Source organism: Mesorhizobium sp. M0772 (genome assembly GCF_040320135.1).
Classification (GTDB): domain Bacteria; phylum Pseudomonadota; class Alphaproteobacteria; order Rhizobiales; family Rhizobiaceae; genus Mesorhizobium.
Genome location: NZ_JAMYPB010000006.1, coordinates 1 through 14,762 on the forward strand (window position 1 = coordinate 1; position 14,762 = coordinate 14,762).

Annotated in this window: 14 protein-coding genes and 1 riboswitch; of the genes, 9 read left to right on the forward strand and 5 right to left on the reverse strand. The window is 64.3% G+C overall.

Annotated elements, in window-relative coordinates; genetic code table 11:
- The 5 genes from cobG to NKI06_RS05570 form a co-directional block, all read right to left on the reverse strand.
- Positions 1 to 1,076 (reverse strand): precorrin-3B synthase (gene cobG / locus NKI06_RS05550; protein ID WP_352984400.1); only part of this gene is annotated, 1,076 nt, incomplete at its 3' end.
- Positions 1,073 to 4,747, reverse strand: a complete 3,675-nt coding sequence (gene cobN, locus NKI06_RS05555) for a cobaltochelatase subunit CobN (RefSeq protein ID WP_352984402.1) — start codon at positions 4,745 to 4,747, stop codon at positions 1,073 to 1,075. The genes cobG and cobN, both read right to left, overlap by 4 nt.
- A gap of 18 nt (positions 4,748 to 4,765) precedes the next feature.
- Positions 4,766 to 5,818 carry a cobalamin biosynthesis protein CobW gene (gene cobW, locus NKI06_RS05560; RefSeq protein WP_352984403.1) on the reverse strand — a complete coding sequence of 351 codons (1,053 nt, stop codon included), beginning with the start codon at positions 5,816 to 5,818 and terminating at the stop codon, positions 4,766 to 4,768.
- A gap of 2 nt (positions 5,819 to 5,820) precedes the next feature.
- A complete protein-coding gene (locus NKI06_RS05565) occupies positions 5,821 to 6,246 on the reverse strand; it encodes a DUF1636 family protein (RefSeq protein ID WP_352984404.1) in 426 nt (141 codons plus the stop codon).
- A gap of 38 nt (positions 6,247 to 6,284) precedes the next feature.
- Positions 6,285 to 6,489, reverse strand: a riboswitch (cobalamin riboswitch).
- Positions 6,490 to 6,518: 29 nt separating this feature from the next.
- Positions 6,519 to 7,721, reverse strand: a complete 1,203-nt coding sequence (locus NKI06_RS05570) for a winged helix-turn-helix domain-containing protein (protein ID WP_352984405.1) — start codon at positions 7,719 to 7,721, stop codon at positions 6,519 to 6,521.
- Positions 7,722 to 8,048: 327 nt separating this feature from the next.
- On the opposite strand from NKI06_RS05570, the gene NKI06_RS05575 reads away from it, so the two are divergent.
- The 9 genes from NKI06_RS05575 (at position 8,049) to NKI06_RS05615 (ending at position 14,757) form a co-directional block, all read left to right on the forward strand.
- Complete coding sequence (locus tag NKI06_RS05575; protein WP_023670825.1) at positions 8,049 to 8,414, forward strand: NADH-quinone oxidoreductase subunit A; 366 nt, start codon at positions 8,049 to 8,051, stop codon at positions 8,412 to 8,414.
- Positions 8,405 to 8,986 (forward strand): NuoB/complex I 20 kDa subunit family protein, encoded by a 582-nt coding sequence (locus tag NKI06_RS05580; protein ID WP_023670824.1) that lies wholly within the window; start codon positions 8,405 to 8,407, stop codon positions 8,984 to 8,986. Before NKI06_RS05575 ends, NKI06_RS05580 begins: the two co-directional genes overlap by 10 nt.
- 4 nt (positions 8,987 to 8,990) lie before the next feature.
- Positions 8,991 to 9,593, forward strand: coding sequence for an NADH-quinone oxidoreductase subunit C (locus NKI06_RS05585; protein ID WP_023670823.1), 603 nt, complete (start codon positions 8,991 to 8,993; stop codon positions 9,591 to 9,593).
- A 10-nt stretch (positions 9,594 to 9,603) separates the two neighbouring features.
- Positions 9,604 to 9,957, forward strand: coding sequence for a hypothetical protein (locus NKI06_RS05590; RefSeq protein ID WP_155921649.1), 354 nt, complete (start codon positions 9,604 to 9,606; stop codon positions 9,955 to 9,957).
- A gap of 1 nt (position 9,958) precedes the next feature.
- Positions 9,959 to 11,149, forward strand: a complete 1,191-nt coding sequence (locus NKI06_RS05595; protein WP_023712705.1) for an NADH-quinone oxidoreductase subunit D — start codon at positions 9,959 to 9,961, stop codon at positions 11,147 to 11,149.
- A complete protein-coding gene (locus NKI06_RS05600) occupies positions 11,150 to 12,481 on the forward strand; it encodes an NADH-quinone oxidoreductase subunit E (protein WP_352984407.1) in 1,332 nt (443 codons plus the stop codon).
- The gene (locus NKI06_RS05605; protein ID WP_156935574.1) at positions 12,478 to 12,684 is read left to right on the forward strand and encodes a hypothetical protein; all 207 of its coding nucleotides are present in this window, start codon (positions 12,478 to 12,480) and stop codon (positions 12,682 to 12,684) included. Before NKI06_RS05600 ends, NKI06_RS05605 begins: the two co-directional genes overlap by 4 nt.
- Before the next feature lie 3 nt (positions 12,685 to 12,687).
- Positions 12,688 to 13,992 carry an NADH-quinone oxidoreductase subunit NuoF gene (gene nuoF / locus NKI06_RS05610; protein WP_023670819.1) on the forward strand — a complete coding sequence of 435 codons (1,305 nt, stop codon included), beginning with the start codon at positions 12,688 to 12,690 and terminating at the stop codon, positions 13,990 to 13,992.
- A 72-nt stretch (positions 13,993 to 14,064) separates the two neighbouring features.
- On the forward strand, positions 14,065 to 14,757 hold the full coding sequence (locus NKI06_RS05615; RefSeq protein WP_023830502.1) for a helix-hairpin-helix domain-containing protein: 693 nt from the start codon (positions 14,065 to 14,067) through the stop codon (positions 14,755 to 14,757).
- The last annotated feature ends 5 nt before the right edge of the window (positions 14,758 to 14,762 follow it).

Genomic DNA, 14,762 nt, shown 5'->3' on the forward strand with positions numbered 1-14,762 from the left:
GGGGGGGGGGGAACGAAGCAAAGGGCGGCGGCGGGGGGTCGCTGGGGGGGGTTTGGGGACGACGGTTGGCCGCGGAACAGCAAGGCGCGGCCGGGGGCGAGGCGGATTTCGGCGGTGCCGAGGGACAGGGCGCTTTGGGCGAGGGCGATGAGTTTTTCGGCCGGCATGCTGCCGAAGGGGAGGGCTATGCCGAGAGCGGTGGTGTCGTTGGATAAGGGGAAAAGACCGATAGGCCGGCGATCCTGCACACCCCCCTCTGTCCTGCCGGACATCTCCCCCGCTTGGGGGGAGATTGCGTCTTCGTGGGCGATTTCGCCAATTTTCAGCGTCGAAAGTGGAGAGCCGCCGGCGACCCTGCTGATCTCCCCCCTTGAGGGGGAGATGTCCGGCAGGACAGAGGGGGGCGCGAAGGAATGCCAGCTTGCGAGAGAGGCCAATTGCCTCTCCGACAAATCCCGAGGATGTGCGTCACGCCCCTTCTCGGCAACCATCCTCAGCACAGCAACCGCAATATCGCGCGCTGCATCCTCATCGGCCGTCGCAAGCGGCCTCGCGCTTTGACCGTCGCCGGCAACAGACAAAGCCCACAGAACGTTACCGCCGTCCCGCACCGCCTTCAGCCTGACATCGGCCGTCACCCCATCCATCGTCAGCTGCCCGCCGCCATCGACAACCACCGAAACCTTCGGCCCGAGCCTTGGCGTCAGCCCAGCTTCCTCGACCGCAGCCCTGATCCGCTCAGCCAAAGATCGCGGATCGGCAATCTCCCGCGGATCGATGCCGGCCAGCGGCCCGGTCTCGACCGGCACGCCGGTACGCACTGCAATTCCCAGTGCATCGACCTCCGCCGCCAACAGCACGGCACTTTCCGCCGTCAGGCCGCGTATCTGCAGGCTGCCTCGTGCGGTCACTTCCATGATGCCGTTGCCGCGCTTCAAGGCGGATTCGCAGAGTCCGATCAGCGACTTGGGGGAAAGCCCTCCAGCAACCGGGTTGAGCCGCACCAGCAGGCCATCGCCGGTCTGCATCGGCGCCGAGAGAGCCGGACAGGCGCCGCGGCGCGAGAAGGCGTTCATGCCGCGACCCCGAGCGCCTCGGCCTCGGCGATCAACGCCGCGAGATCGTCGTCGATCGCGTTGCGCAAGGGATGCCAGAGACCGCGCCGGCGCGCCGACAGGAAGCGCTCGGCGATGACTTTGGCAGCGGCCGGATTTTCACGCAGGATGAAGGCGCGGACATCGGGATCGCCGACATAGGCGTCATGCACGGCCTCGATCAACGCGCCCGAAATGGCGTGCGTGGTTTCGGCAAAGCCGATGAGGCGGTCGACGGTTTCGGCAAACTCGGAAGCGCCGCGCGGACCATGCCGCATCTGGCCGGCTATAAAGCGCGCATTGACGGCTCGCGCCCGCACAACCCGCGACACAGCCTCGCCGACCGAGCGCGGCTTCGGCTTTTGCGGGTCGGTGGTGTCGAGCACGATGACGTCGGCATATCGGCCCAATGCCGCAAGGGCGGCCGAAAAGCCGCCGATGAAGGCGACGTCGGCGGAGCCCTCGAGAATGTCGCGGCCGGGATCGTCGCCGGTGTGGACCAGCAGATCGGCCTCGGCGACGCGGGTCTCGAAAGCGCCGGGGGAGGCGATGCCTTCGCCCTCGGCGCCGCCATAAGCATGTGATGTCGCATCGAGATAGGCGCGGCCGATTTCTTCGCGCCCGACCCAGTCGCCGCTGGACAGCAGGTCCTCGACGCCGGCGCCGTAGGTGCCGGGCGAGGTGCCGAAGATGCGCGGGCCGATCTTGCCATCGGCACGGGTTCTGGCGGCGAGCGGGTTTTCCGAATCGTCCTCGTCGCGTGCGGCAACGGCGTTGGCAGCGGCGTCGATCAGCGCGATCTGGGTCGGGAACATGTCGCGGAACAGACCCGAAATCCGCCAGGTGACATCGATGCGCGGACGGCCGAGCGTGGCCGGCGGCAGCACCTCGATGCCGGTGATGCGGCCGGTGGCACTGTCCCATTGCGGCCGGCAGCCCATCAGCGCCAGGCCTTGCGCGATCTCCTCGCCGCCGGTGCGCAGCGAGGCCGAGCCCCAGAGGTCGATGACCAGCGAGCGCGGCCAGTCGCCATGCGACTGCATATAGCCGCGCACGACTTCTTCTGCCGCCGCCTTTCCCAGATCGTAGGCGGTCGGCGTCGGCATGGTGCGCGGGTCGGAGGTGAACAGGTTGCGGCCGGTGGGCAGCACGTCGGAGCGGCCACGCGCCGGTGCGCCCGCCGGACCCGCCTTGATGTGACGGCCGTCGAGCGCGGCAAGAAGTGCTGCTTTCTCGGCCTCCGCGCTTTGCACGCGCATGGCGTCGGGCTCGTCGTCGGGAGCGCGGCCATAGATGTGCAGGCCGTCCTTGATGGCGAAATCCTTGAGGTCGCAGAGCCAGGCGTCGATGCGGCGCAGCGCCTCGTCGGGCGCGTCGGTTTTGGCGACGCCGGCTTCGGAGGCGAGGCCGGTCTTTTGCGCGGTGTCGACGATCAGCTTGGCCAGACGATCGCGCCGGCGGCGGTCGAGGCCGTCGGCCTGGGCGTATTCGTCGACGAGGCGCTCGAGCTTGTGCTGCTCTTCATCAAGGCCAGCAGCTGCCAGTGGTGGCGGCAGATGGCCAAGCGTGACGGCTGCTATGCGCCGCTTGGCTTGCGCCGCCTCGCCGGGATTGGAGACGATGAAGGGATAGATGACGGGCAGCGAGCCGGTGGCGATCTCGGGGAAGCAGTTTTGTGAGAGCGCAACCGTCTTGCCGGGCAGCCATTCCAGCGTGCCATGGGCGCCGACATGGATGAGAGCATGGATGCGGAGCGATTTGCGCAGCCACAGGCCGAAGGCCAGCAGATCGTGGCGCTGCGGCAGCGTCGGGTCGTGGTAATCGGCGCGCCGGTCGGCCGAGCGGCCACGGTCGGGGGCGAGAGCGACAGTGATGTTGCCGAAGGTGGCGGCGCGGAAGGGGAAGCCGCTCTTACCCTCCCCCTTGTGGGGAGGGTGGCCCGCAGGGCCGGGTGGGGGTGGTGCACCGCTACCCCCACCCCGTTTCGCGCCATCCGCTTCGCGAATGTCGCGAACCGACCCTCCCCACAAGGGGGAGGGTGAAGGAGCGCCCCATGCCGCCTCGACTGCAGCCAGTGCCTCAGCCGGCAAATCCTTTGAGAAGTCCAGATACTCATCCAGCCCCAGCCCACCATCGCTCCGCTCCAACGCGTCCAGCAGCGCACGCGGCGTTTCTGGAATCCCGTCAACGCGATAGCCCTGCTCCTTCAGGTCATGCAGCATGGCCAGCACGCTGGACGGCACATCCAGGCCCACGGCATAGCCAGTGCGGCCGGGCGCACTCGGATAATCCGGAATGAGGATCGCCAACTTACGCGTCGCGCGGGGCGTCTGCTGCAACCGTGTGAACGCCGCTAGCCTGTCCGCCACTTGCGCCACGCGATCCGGTTCCGGCCGGTTGGCGAAGGCGCGGTGGCCGAGCGCCGGGTCGGTCTCGCTCTCGCCCTTGAAGGAAATCGCGCCGGCGAGGATGCGGCCGTCGAGTTCGGGCAGCACGACATGCATGGCGAGGTCGGCGGGCGCCAGGCCGCGCTGGTTGTTGTCCCAGACGTCGCGGCGGGTGGTGGCGACGATGACCTGGAAGACAGGCACGCCGGCGCGGTCGAAGAGCGTTTCGACGCCGGGTTCGGCGCCGGAAGCGAAGGCGGTTGCGGTGATGATGGCGGTGGGCTTGAGCGTGGCCAGCGCGGTTCCGACGAAGGCCAGGGAGGTCGGGTCTTTGAGGCTGGAGACGAAGATCGGGATCGGTCTCATGCCGCGCTGGCGGAGTGCATCAAAGAGGGCATCGATTGGCGCGACATCGGCGGCCAGCAGCATCGAGCGGTAGAATAGGATGGGGATGATGGGAAGGTTGATGTTGTCTGCGCCGAGTTCCCGCCCACCCCCCTCTGTCCTGCCGGACATCTCCCCCGCAAGGGGGCAGATTGTGCTCTCATAAATGTTTTCGCCAATCGCAGACCTTGCGGAGATCTCCAAAGGAGCAGGAGAGGAGCCGCCTTTGGTAACGGCTGATCTCCCCCCTTGCGGGGGAGATGTCCGGCAGGACAGAGGGGGGTGTGAAGGAACGCCGACATCGGCAAAATTCAACTTGCCTACGACGCCGCGGCCAGGCTCGTAGTAGCCAGCTTTCGGCACGCTAACCGGGTCAGCCGCCCCCGCATCCCGTCCCGCCAGCCCCGCCAATCTTTGCACCAGCGCCGTCATATTCTCCGGGCCACCCTCGCGGAAATAACCAAGCAGGCCGTCCAGATCCTCGCGCGGCAGCGTCGAGGCTTCGATCAGCCTGAGATCCTCGTCGTGGCTCTCGCCCGGCAGCAGCGCCAGCTTGATGCCGTTCGCACGGGCAGTCGCGGCAAGCTGGTCGCAGCCATAGCGCCACCAGTCGTAGCCGCCGAGGATGCGCACCAAAATCACCTTGGCGTGGCGGGCGACGCTGTCGATCCAGAGGTCCACGGACATGGGATGGCGCAGGTCGCGCAGCGCCGCCAGCCGCATCGACGGCAGGCGGACGGCATCGGCCTTCCAGGCCGCCGCGAGGCCGGCGAGGTCGCTGTCGGTGAAGGACAGCGCCACGATATCCGCCGGCGTCTGCCGGAGATCAACTGGCTCGGCGAGATCGTCGAGCGAGGCGGAGGTCGTGGCGAGTATATGCATCGCGGCTCGTGCCTGAGATCAACCGGCGAGTATACGCTCGATCGCCGGACGGTTCAGCCCCTTCAGGCCAATGACGACGAGACGCGAGCGGCGATCGTCCTCGGCCGTCCAGGCGCGGTCATAGTAATGGTTGACGCGTGGGCCGACGGCCTGCAGCAAAAGCCGCATCGGCTTGCCGCCGACATCGACGAAGCCTTTTACACGCAACACGTTTTCCTGTTCGGCGGCGGTGGCGACGCGCTTGGCCAGGTCGTCGGGATTGGCGATCGAGGGGATGTCGACGATGAAGGTGTCGAAATCGTCATGCTCATGATCGAAAGCGCCGTCGTGATGCGACTTGCGGTTCTCGATGTCGTCTTCGACGGCGAGACCGAGGCCAAGCAGCACCGACGGGTCGACCTTGCCATGCGCAGTCGGCACGATTTTTACCGCGCGAGCGGAATGCTCATTGATGATGGCGTTGGCGCGGGCCGAACCGGCTGAATCCATCAAATCGCTTTTCGACAGGATGATCAGGTCGGCGCAGGCGATCTGGTCCTCGAAGACTTCTTCGACCGGATCGTCGTGGTCGAGCGTTTCGTCCTGAGCGCGCTGTGCCTGCAACGCGTCCATGTCGTTGGCGACGCGGCCTCCGGCCAGCGCCGGGCCGTCGACCACGGCGATGACGCCATCGACGGTCACCCGGCTCTTCACGCTTGGCCACTGGAACGCCTGGACCAGCGGCTTGGGCAGAGCGAGGCCCGAGGTCTCGATCAGGATGTGGTCGACCCTCGGTGTCAGCGCGAGGATCTTGTCGAGGGCGGGCACGAAATCGTCGGCGACTGTACAGCAGATGCAGCCATTGGCCAGTTCGACGATGTTTTCCTCGGGGCAGGTGTCGATGCCGCAGCCTTTCAGGATTTCCCCGTCGATGCCGATGTCGCCGAACTCGTTGACGATGATGGCAATGCGCTTGCCCCCGGCGTTTTCCAGGAGATGGCGGACCAGCGTCGTCTTGCCGGCGCCGAGAAAGCCGGTGACGACGGTGCAGGGAACACGGGAGAGATTGCCGGTCGGGTTTGAAACGTTCATCGTCAGTCCTTCAGCATATCGAGGGGTGGGATGCGGGCAACGAGGCCGCGCTTGAGGCTATCGGGCCGGCCGCGCCACGGGATGAGACCGTCGGTCGAAGTCGCGAAGAGCTTTGCGCCGGTGACGAGGTCGGCGCCGCTGGCCGCGGTCAGGTCGCCGAACACATAGCTCCAGCAGCCATCGCGCAGGATCGCGGCGCTGAGGCGGCGCTTGCAATTGCCGAGACATTCGGCGGTGCGGACCCGGATATCGCCGGCAGCGGCGCGGCGTGTGTCCTCAGCCAGCAATTCGCCGGCGCGCGGATGGGCGTCGGAACCGGTCTCATCGCGGCAGGAGGCGCAGACGATGACGGTCACGCCGGTCAGGGCGTCGTTGTCCCCGGACGCAATGTCCGCTGTGCCAGCCGAAAAACTGCTGTTCTGGTCCAAAAACCGTGCTCCTTGCCCGGAAACCCGCCAGGCGATCGGATACTTTGTCTCAGACGGCAGGTCTCCTGGCTCGCGGGTCGTCGCCTTGGTTAGCCGCCTTCCCGGTGTTACCCAGTGGCTTTCGGCCTTGGCTCGTCGCTTACAGTTGCGGGGACAGCCGCGGATTTGGGACCGAAATCCCGCACCGCATTCCCTCTTGGCCCTTGCCGTTGCGGGCAGGGGACCGTCTGCAGCGGATTTAGGCTTTTGCGGGCGGCGGTGTCAACGCACGGCTACGACATGGCGATGTCGGCCAAAGGCTTCCCCAGATTGCCGGCCGGCGTCACTTCGATGCGCTCAAGGCCAAGCCAGCCCTGCATCTGCTTCAATTCCTCGAACAGCTGGGCAGCTGTCTCAGGCGGTGCGCCTGCTTCGGCGTAGGCGGCGTGGACGCGTAAGACACTCGCAGGCCGGTCGGCCTTGAGATCGACGCGGGCGACGATCCGGTCGCCGAGCAGGAAGGGCAGCACGTAGTAGCCATATTGGCGCTTTTCGGCCGGCGTGTAGATCTCGATGCGGTAGTTGAAATCGAACAGGCGCTCGGTGCGCGAGCGCTCGAAGACCACCGGATCGAAGGGCGCCAGTAGCGCGCGGGCCTCGATCTTTCGCGGCAGGCGGGCGTCCTTATAGAGGTAAGCCGGCTTGTCCCAGCCTTCGACGTTTACCGGCAGCAACTCGCCCATCTCAACCAGTTCCTCCAACCGGCCCTTCATGTCGGCTGGCGACAAGCGGAAATAATCGCGCAGGTCACCCGACGTCGCGATGCCGTGGGCGCGGGCGGAAATGCGCAGCAATTCGCGGTGCGCGTCCTCGGCCGCCGGCACCGGCAGATCGAGGATCGCCTGCGGCAGCACGCGCTCGGGCAGGTCGTAGAAACGCTCGAAGCCACGGCGGTGCGCCGTGGTGATGCGTCCGGCCCAAAACAGCCATTCGAAGGCGTGCTTGGCGTGGCTCCAGCCCCACCAGCCGCCCGAACCTTTCTGGCCCTCCAGTGCCGAAGCGGCAATCGGGCCGCGCTCGGCGACCGCGCGGTAGATCTCTTCGATATAGGCGCCGTGCTCGCGGCCCCATTTGGCGAGGCCCAGATACATTTCGTCGCCGCTTTCAGCGCGCTGCATGCGCCAGCGCATCAGTGGGTAGGTCTCGACCGGCAGGAACGAGGCCTCATGCGCCCAGTATTCGAACACCGTGCGTTTGCGGGTGATTGCGGCATTGTCGAGCAGGGTGAGCGGGTAGGGGCCAACGCGCGAATAGAGCGGCATATAGTGGGCGCGCACCACGGCGCTGACGGAATCGATCTGCAGCAGGCCGGTGCGCGACAGCACGCGGGCGAGGTGGCGGCGATCGGGCGTGCCGACCGGGCGGGGATCGAGAAATCCTTGCGCGGCGAGCGCGATGCGCCTGGCCGTCGGGAGTGAGATATTGTCCTTCGTCAAAGTGTCTTGCCTCGAACCATTTTTCCCGACTTTAGCCGGCGATTCCGGTCATGCTAGCAGGCAAATGGCGGGAGATGTGTCAGGAGACAAAAGTGGAGTGAAAGATGAAGGAAATCAAACAGGAGGAGATCGGACCAGTTTTTCCCGGCCTGCCGTCCAGCACTGTCTTTTGAACAAGGTTTGACTTGCTTCGCTGAAAGCCCTGCGCTAACCCTCGCCGCGTTGCAGCAAGGCACCTAAAACGGTTCAGCGGTTAAACTGTCGCGCTTCCGCATTAGGGTTGGTTGCTGTAATCAAAGTGGATTGGCCGCCAACGGAAAGCCGAGCATGAACGTACTCCTCAGTTCATACCTGCCCATCGTCCTCTTTATCGCCGTGGCCGCGGTTGTAGGCCTGGCGCTTATCATCGCGCCGTTCCTGGTGGCTTATCGCAATCCCGATCCGGAGAAGCTTTCCGCCTACGAGTGCGGGTTCAACTCGTTCGACGATGCCCGGATGAAATTCGACATCCGCTTCTACCTGGTGTCGATCCTGTTCATCATCTTCGATCTGGAAGTGGCCTTCCTGTTTCCGTGGGCGGTGTCGTTCTCGAAGATCGGCATGCTCGGTTTCTGGTCGATGATGGTGTTTTTGGCGGTGCTGACCATCGGCTTTGCCTATGAATGGAAAAAAGGAGCGCTGGAATGGGATTGAACGACAGTTCCGGAACGCTCGTCGCGCCGAAGCCAAAAGGCCTGATCGACCCCAATACCGGACGTCCGGTCGGTTCCGACGATCCGTTCTTCCTCGAGATCAACAATGAACTGGCCGACAAGGGTTTTCTGGTCACCTCGACCGAGGCGCTGATCACCTGGGCACGCAGCGGCTCGCTGATGTTCATGACCTTCGGTCTCGCCTGCTGTGCCGTCGAGATGATCCACACCTCGATGCCGCGCTATGATTCTGAAAGGTTTGGCGTGGCTCCTCGCGCGTCGCCGCGCCAGTCCGACATCATGATCGTGGCGGGAACGCTGACCAACAAGATGGCCCCGGCTTTGCGCAAGGTGTACGACCAGATGCCGGAGCCGCGCTACGTCATCTCGATGGGCTCCTGCGCCAATGGCGGCGGCTATTATCACTATTCCTATTCGGTGGTGCGCGGCTGCGACCGCATCGTGCCGGTCGACATCTATGTGCCCGGCTGCCCGCCAAGCGCCGAAGCGCTGCTCTACGGCATTCTTCTCCTGCAGAAGAAGATCCGCCGCACCGGCACGATCGAACGGTAGACCCATGGCCGCATCCCTGAGCGAACTGTCGACCTATCTCGGCGAAAAGCTGCCGGGCCGCGTCACCGATGCAGTGCTTGCCTATGGCGAACTGACGATCTCGGTTGCTACAGACAATCTGATCGAGGTGACAAGCTTCCTGCGTGACGATTCGGGTTGCCAGTTCATTTCGATCATCGATATCTGCGGCGCCGACTACCCGTCGCGCGTCAAGCGTTTCGATGTCGTCTATCATCTGCTGTCGCCGAAGCAGAATTTGCGCATCCGCATCAAGGTGCAGGCCGACGAAGAGACGCTGGTGCCGTCGCTCACCGCTGTCTATCCCGGCGCCGACTGGTATGAGCGCGAAGCCTACGATCTCTATGGCGTGCTGTTCTCCGGCCATCCGGACCTGCGCCGCATCCTCACGGATTACGGCTTCGAGGGCCATCCCCTGCGCAAGGACTTCCCGCTGACAGGTTTCGTCGAGGTGCGCTACGACGACGAAGCCAAGCGCGTGATCTACGAGCCGGTGGAATTGAAGCAGGAATTCAGGAACTTCGATTTTCTCTCGCCATGGGAAGGGACGGACTACGTCCTGCCGGGCGATGAGAAGGCGAAACAGTAGGGGCGGCGGCGTGGCGATGATCCGCGTAGCGCTACTAAGCCTGTTTTGCTGTGCCGGCTTGCAGAATGCTTTTGCGAACGACTGCAAAGTAGCTGGAGTGGATTGCTATTCGGCGGCGCGAGCTGTCGTGGCGAACGACACGGTGAAGAACTGCCCGACGATATTTCGTATCAAGCCTGCGATGCAGATTGAATTGGACCAGATTTTGAACGCCTTGCGCGATGCTGGAGAGCTGGCCGATCTCCAGCCTTCCAACGAGACCATTGAGCAATGCGAGCAGAGAGCAAAAGAATATGTGGCCGGGCCGCAGACGGTCCGCTTCATGGAACTGACGCCGTCAGCCAAGGAAAGGCTTGGAATCTAGCATGACCGAGCACTCCGTCCGCAACTTTAACATCAACTTCGGACCGCAGCACCCTGCGGCACACGGTGTTTTGCGTCTTGTGCTGGAGCTTGACGGCGAGGTGGTCGACCGCGTCGATCCGCATATCGGCTTGCTGCATCGCGGCACGGAAAAGCTGATCGAGCACAAGACCTATCTGCAGGCCGTGCCCTATCTCGACCGGCTCGATTATTGCGCGCCGATGAATCAGGAGCATGCCTTCGCGCTCGCCACCGAGCGCCTGCTCGGCATCGAGGTGCCGAAGCGCGGTCAGTTGATCCGCGTGCTCTATTCCGAGCTCAGCCGCATCATGTCGCATATCCTCAATGTGACGACGCAGGCGCTCGATATCGGCGCCCTGACGCCGCCGCTGTGGGGTTTCGTCGAACGCGAAAAGCTGATGGTGTTTTATGAGCGCGCTTCCGGCTCGCGCATGCATGCGGCCTATTTCCGTCCGGGCGGTGTGCACCAGGATCTGCCGGCGAAGCTGGTCGAGGACATCGGCAAGTGGATCGACCCGTTCCTGAAGTCGCTTGACGACCTCGACAAGCTGCTTACCGGCAACCGCATCTTCAAGCAACGCAATGTCGATATCGGTATAGTGTCGCTTGCCGACGCCTGGGCCTGGGGTTTTTCCGGCGTCATGGTGCGCGGCTCGGGTGCTGCCTGGGATTTGCGCAAGTCGCAGCCTTATGAATGCTATTCCGAGATGGATTTCGACATCCCGATCGGCAAGAACGGCGACTGCTACGACCGTTATCTCGTGCGCATGGAAGAGATGCGCCAGTCGGCCAAGATCATGCGCCAGTGCGTCGACCTTCTGCTCGGCAAGGAGAGCACCGGGCCCGTGTCGAATCTCGACGGCAAGGTGGTGCCGCCCAAGCGCCAGGCGATGAAGCGCTCGATGGAAGCGCTGATCCACCACTTCAAGCTCTATACCGAGGGTTACCGCGTGCCGGCCGGCGAGGTCTATGCCGCGGTCGAGGCGCCGAAGGGCGAGTTCGGCGTCTATCTCGTCTCCGACGGTACCAACAAGCCATACCGCTGCAAGCTGCGCGCGCCCGGCTTCGCGCATCTGCAAGCCATGGATTTCCTCTGCCGTGGCCACATGCTGGCCGACGTCACTGCCGTCCTGGGTTCCCTCGACATCGTGTTTGGTGAGGTCGATCGCTAAATGTCAGTCCGCCGTCTCGCAGAAGCAAGCGTCCAGCCAGCCACCTTCGCCTTCAACCGGGCGAATGCGGCGGTTGCGAAGCAATGGATCAAGAAATATCCGAAGGGCCGGGAGCAGTCGGCGATCATTCCCTTGCTGATGATTGCGCAGGAGCAGGAAGGCTGGGTCACCAAGGCGGCGATCGAGACGATTTCGGACATGCTCGGCATGCCGCGCATTCGCGGCCTCGAAGTCGCGACCTTCTACACGCAGTACCAGCTCAATCCGGTCGGCACGCGCGCGCATATCCAGGTCTGCGGCACCACGCCCTGCATGCTGCGCGGCTCGGAAGCGCTGATGGATGTGTGCCGCTCGAAAATCCATCACGACCAGTTCCACACCAACGAGAAGGGCACGCTGTCGTGGGAGGAAGTCGAATGCCTCGGCGCCTGCGTCAACGCGCCGATGGTGATGGTCTTCAAGGATACGTTCGAGGATCTGACGCCCGAGCGGCTGGCCGAAATCATCGATCTTTACGATGCGGGCAAGGGCGCCTCGGTTCCCACGGGACCGCAAAACGGCAGAACCGGCTCGGAGCCGGCGCCTGGCCTGACGACGCTGAAGAGCGAAAAGGCGATCCTCAAAGCAACGCGCGACAAGGAAGCCAGGGCGGCGAGCAAGGCTGCCCACGCGGCGCCCGACGCGATCATTGCAGCGCCTGTTCCGGCGCCTGCCGCTCCTGCAGCGGCCGCCCCGGTCGCGCCATCCAACGCCGGCAAGCCGAAAACCGATGCGCCGGAAACCAGCTCGGCGTTGAAGTCGCCCTCCAGGGCCAAGGTTGCACCGGCGGCGGAAAAAGCGGCGAGCGTCCCGGCGCCCCTGCATTCGGCCGCCAACGCCAACACCGCGGCGCCTGAAGTCGAGAAGGTCGCCAAGCAGCGTAATGGCCCGAAGACCACCGCCACGCCGGCAACTGCCTTCACCGCGCCGGAATTCAAGGCGCCAGCGGCCAAGGCCACGGTGGCCCCGGCCGTAAAGGCGCCGGCAGCCAGGCCCGCAAAGCCGTCGCTCGAGGACAAGAACCGTCCGGCCGGAATCGACAGGCCGGCTGCGGTCGACGATCTCAAGCTGATCTCGGGCATCGGCCCGAAGATCGAGGGCATCCTTCATTCGCTTGGCATCTTCACCTTCACACAGGTCGCATCCTGGAATAAGGCCGAGCGCGACTGGGCGGATGGATATCTCGCTTTCCAGGGCCGCATCGAGCGCGACGACTGGGGCAAGCAGGCCAAGGCGCTCGCCAAGGGCGGCGTCGCCGAATACATCCGCGTCTTCGGCAAGGAGCCACGTTGATGGCTGAAGCGCAAAGCACCGGATCTTTGCTGTCGCTGCGCAGCATTGTCATCGGCGTTGTCTGCATCGCTGCTGCCAACATCCTTCTGGAGGGGCTTCGGCGCCTCGTCGAATTGCCGTTTTCGGATACCCTGGAATCGATGGCCGCGACCGGCATGGGCGTGCTGGTGTGGTTCTCGATCGTCTTGCGGGGAAAGAGGTAAGTCATGCTGGCTGACAAAGACCGCATCTTCAACAACATCTACGGCCTGTTCGATAAGTCGCTGGCCGGCGCGATGGCGCGCGGCGCCTGGGACAACACGCCCGGCATCATCGCCAAGGGGCGCGAGTGGATCGTCAACGAGATGAAGGCGTCAGGCCTGCGCGGCCGCGGCGGCGCCGGCTTCCCGACCGGGCTGAAATGGTCGTTCATGCCCAAGCAGAGCGACGGAAGGCCGAGCTATCTCGTTGTCAACGCCGACGAATCCGAGCCCGGCACGTGCAAGGACCGCGATATCCTGCGCAACGATCCGCACACGCTGGTCGAGGGCTCGTTCATCGCCGGCTTCGCCATGGGCGCGGTCGCCGCCTACATCTATGTGCGCGGCGAGTTCATCCGCGAGCGCGAGGCGCTGCAGCGCGCCATCGACGAGGCCTATGAGGCCAGGCTGATCGGCAAGAACAACACGTCCGGCTACGATTTCGACATCTACATGCATCACGGCGCCGGCGCCTATATATGCGGCGAGGAAACAGCACTTCTGGAAAGCCTCGAAGGCAAGAAGGGCCAGCCCCGGCTGAAGCCGCCATTCCCAGCCAATGTCGGCTTGTACGGTTGTCCGACAACCGTGAACAATGTCGAGTCCATTGCGGTCGCGCCGACCATTTTGCGCCGTGGCGCCGCCTGGTTCTCGTCCTTCGGCCGGCCCAACAATGTCGGCACCAAGCTGTTTTGCATCTCCGGCCACGTCAACAATCCGTGCACCGTCGAAGAGGCGATGTCGATCCCGTTCCGCGAGCTGATCGAGACGCATTGCGGTGGCATTCGCGGCGGCTGGGACAATCTCCTCGCGGTCATTCCGGGCGGCGCTTCGGTGCCGCTGGTGCCGGCCGAGCAGATCATCGATGCGCCGATGGATTTCGATGCTTTGCGCGACCTGAAATCCGGGCTCGGCACGGCGGCTGTCATCGTCATGGACAAATCGACCGATATCGTGAAGGCGATCGCCAGGCTTTCCTATTTCTACAAGCATGAGAGCTGCGGCCAGTGCACGCCATGCCGCGAAGGCACCGGCTGGATGTGGCGGGTGATGGAGCGGCTGGTGCGCGGCGAGGCGCAGAAGCGCGAGATCGACATGCTGCTCGACGTCACCAAACAGGTGGAGGGTCATACGATCTGCGCGCTGGGCGATGCCGCGGCATGGCCGATCCAGGGTCTGATGCGGCATTTCCGCGGCGAGGTGGAGCGGCGCATCGACGAGTTTTCGCGCAACGCGCACCGAGCCGAACCGGTGATGGTGGCTGCTGAGTAGATTGAAATCGGGCGCAAGCCCCGGACAGAAATATAGGGGCGGGGCTGACGAAGAAACGACCAGGAGATGTCTATGGCGCCCTATTCGAACCCTTTGATGCCCAATTTGGACCAGCTTGAGAAGATGAACCAGGATTTGACAAGGATGATGCCGAAGGAGATGGCCAGCGCCGTCAACCTTCTCGCGCATCCTGTCGCTGGTGCCGCCGCCATGTCGGCGCTGGGCTTCGGCCTTGCCAACCATGCCTTTGGCGTGTGGCTAGGCGCCTTGTCGGGTGCTGCCGAGGCATCGCAGCGGATTTTCCAGCCGATCATCGACGATTTCGAACAGCGCAGCCAAGGGTTCGCCGAGACCGCCCCCGCCACCAAGGCGCGCGCGGCGACCAGAACCCTGATCGCCGAGGCGCAGAGTTTTGCCCAGGATGTGACCGATATTGCCGCTCTCACCGTCGATGCCGAGCCGGAGAAGACCGAGGCCGTCGCCGAAGGCGCGACGATCGGATTGATGCCGGAGGATTTCAGACAGCCCAAGGCCGTGGCTCGTCCGGCCAAGCCGTCGGATCTCAAGGCGATCACCGGCGTTGGGCCGAAGCTGGAAAAGGTGCTGAACGGCCTCGGCATCTGGACCTTTGCCCAGATCGCCGCCTGGGCGCCAGAAGAGATCGCCTGGGTCGAGGACTACCTGTCGCTCACCGGCCGTATCGGCCGCGACGAGTGGACCCGCCAGGCCGCGGCGCTGACGCTGGCCGCCAAGGCGAAGAAGTAGGGGTG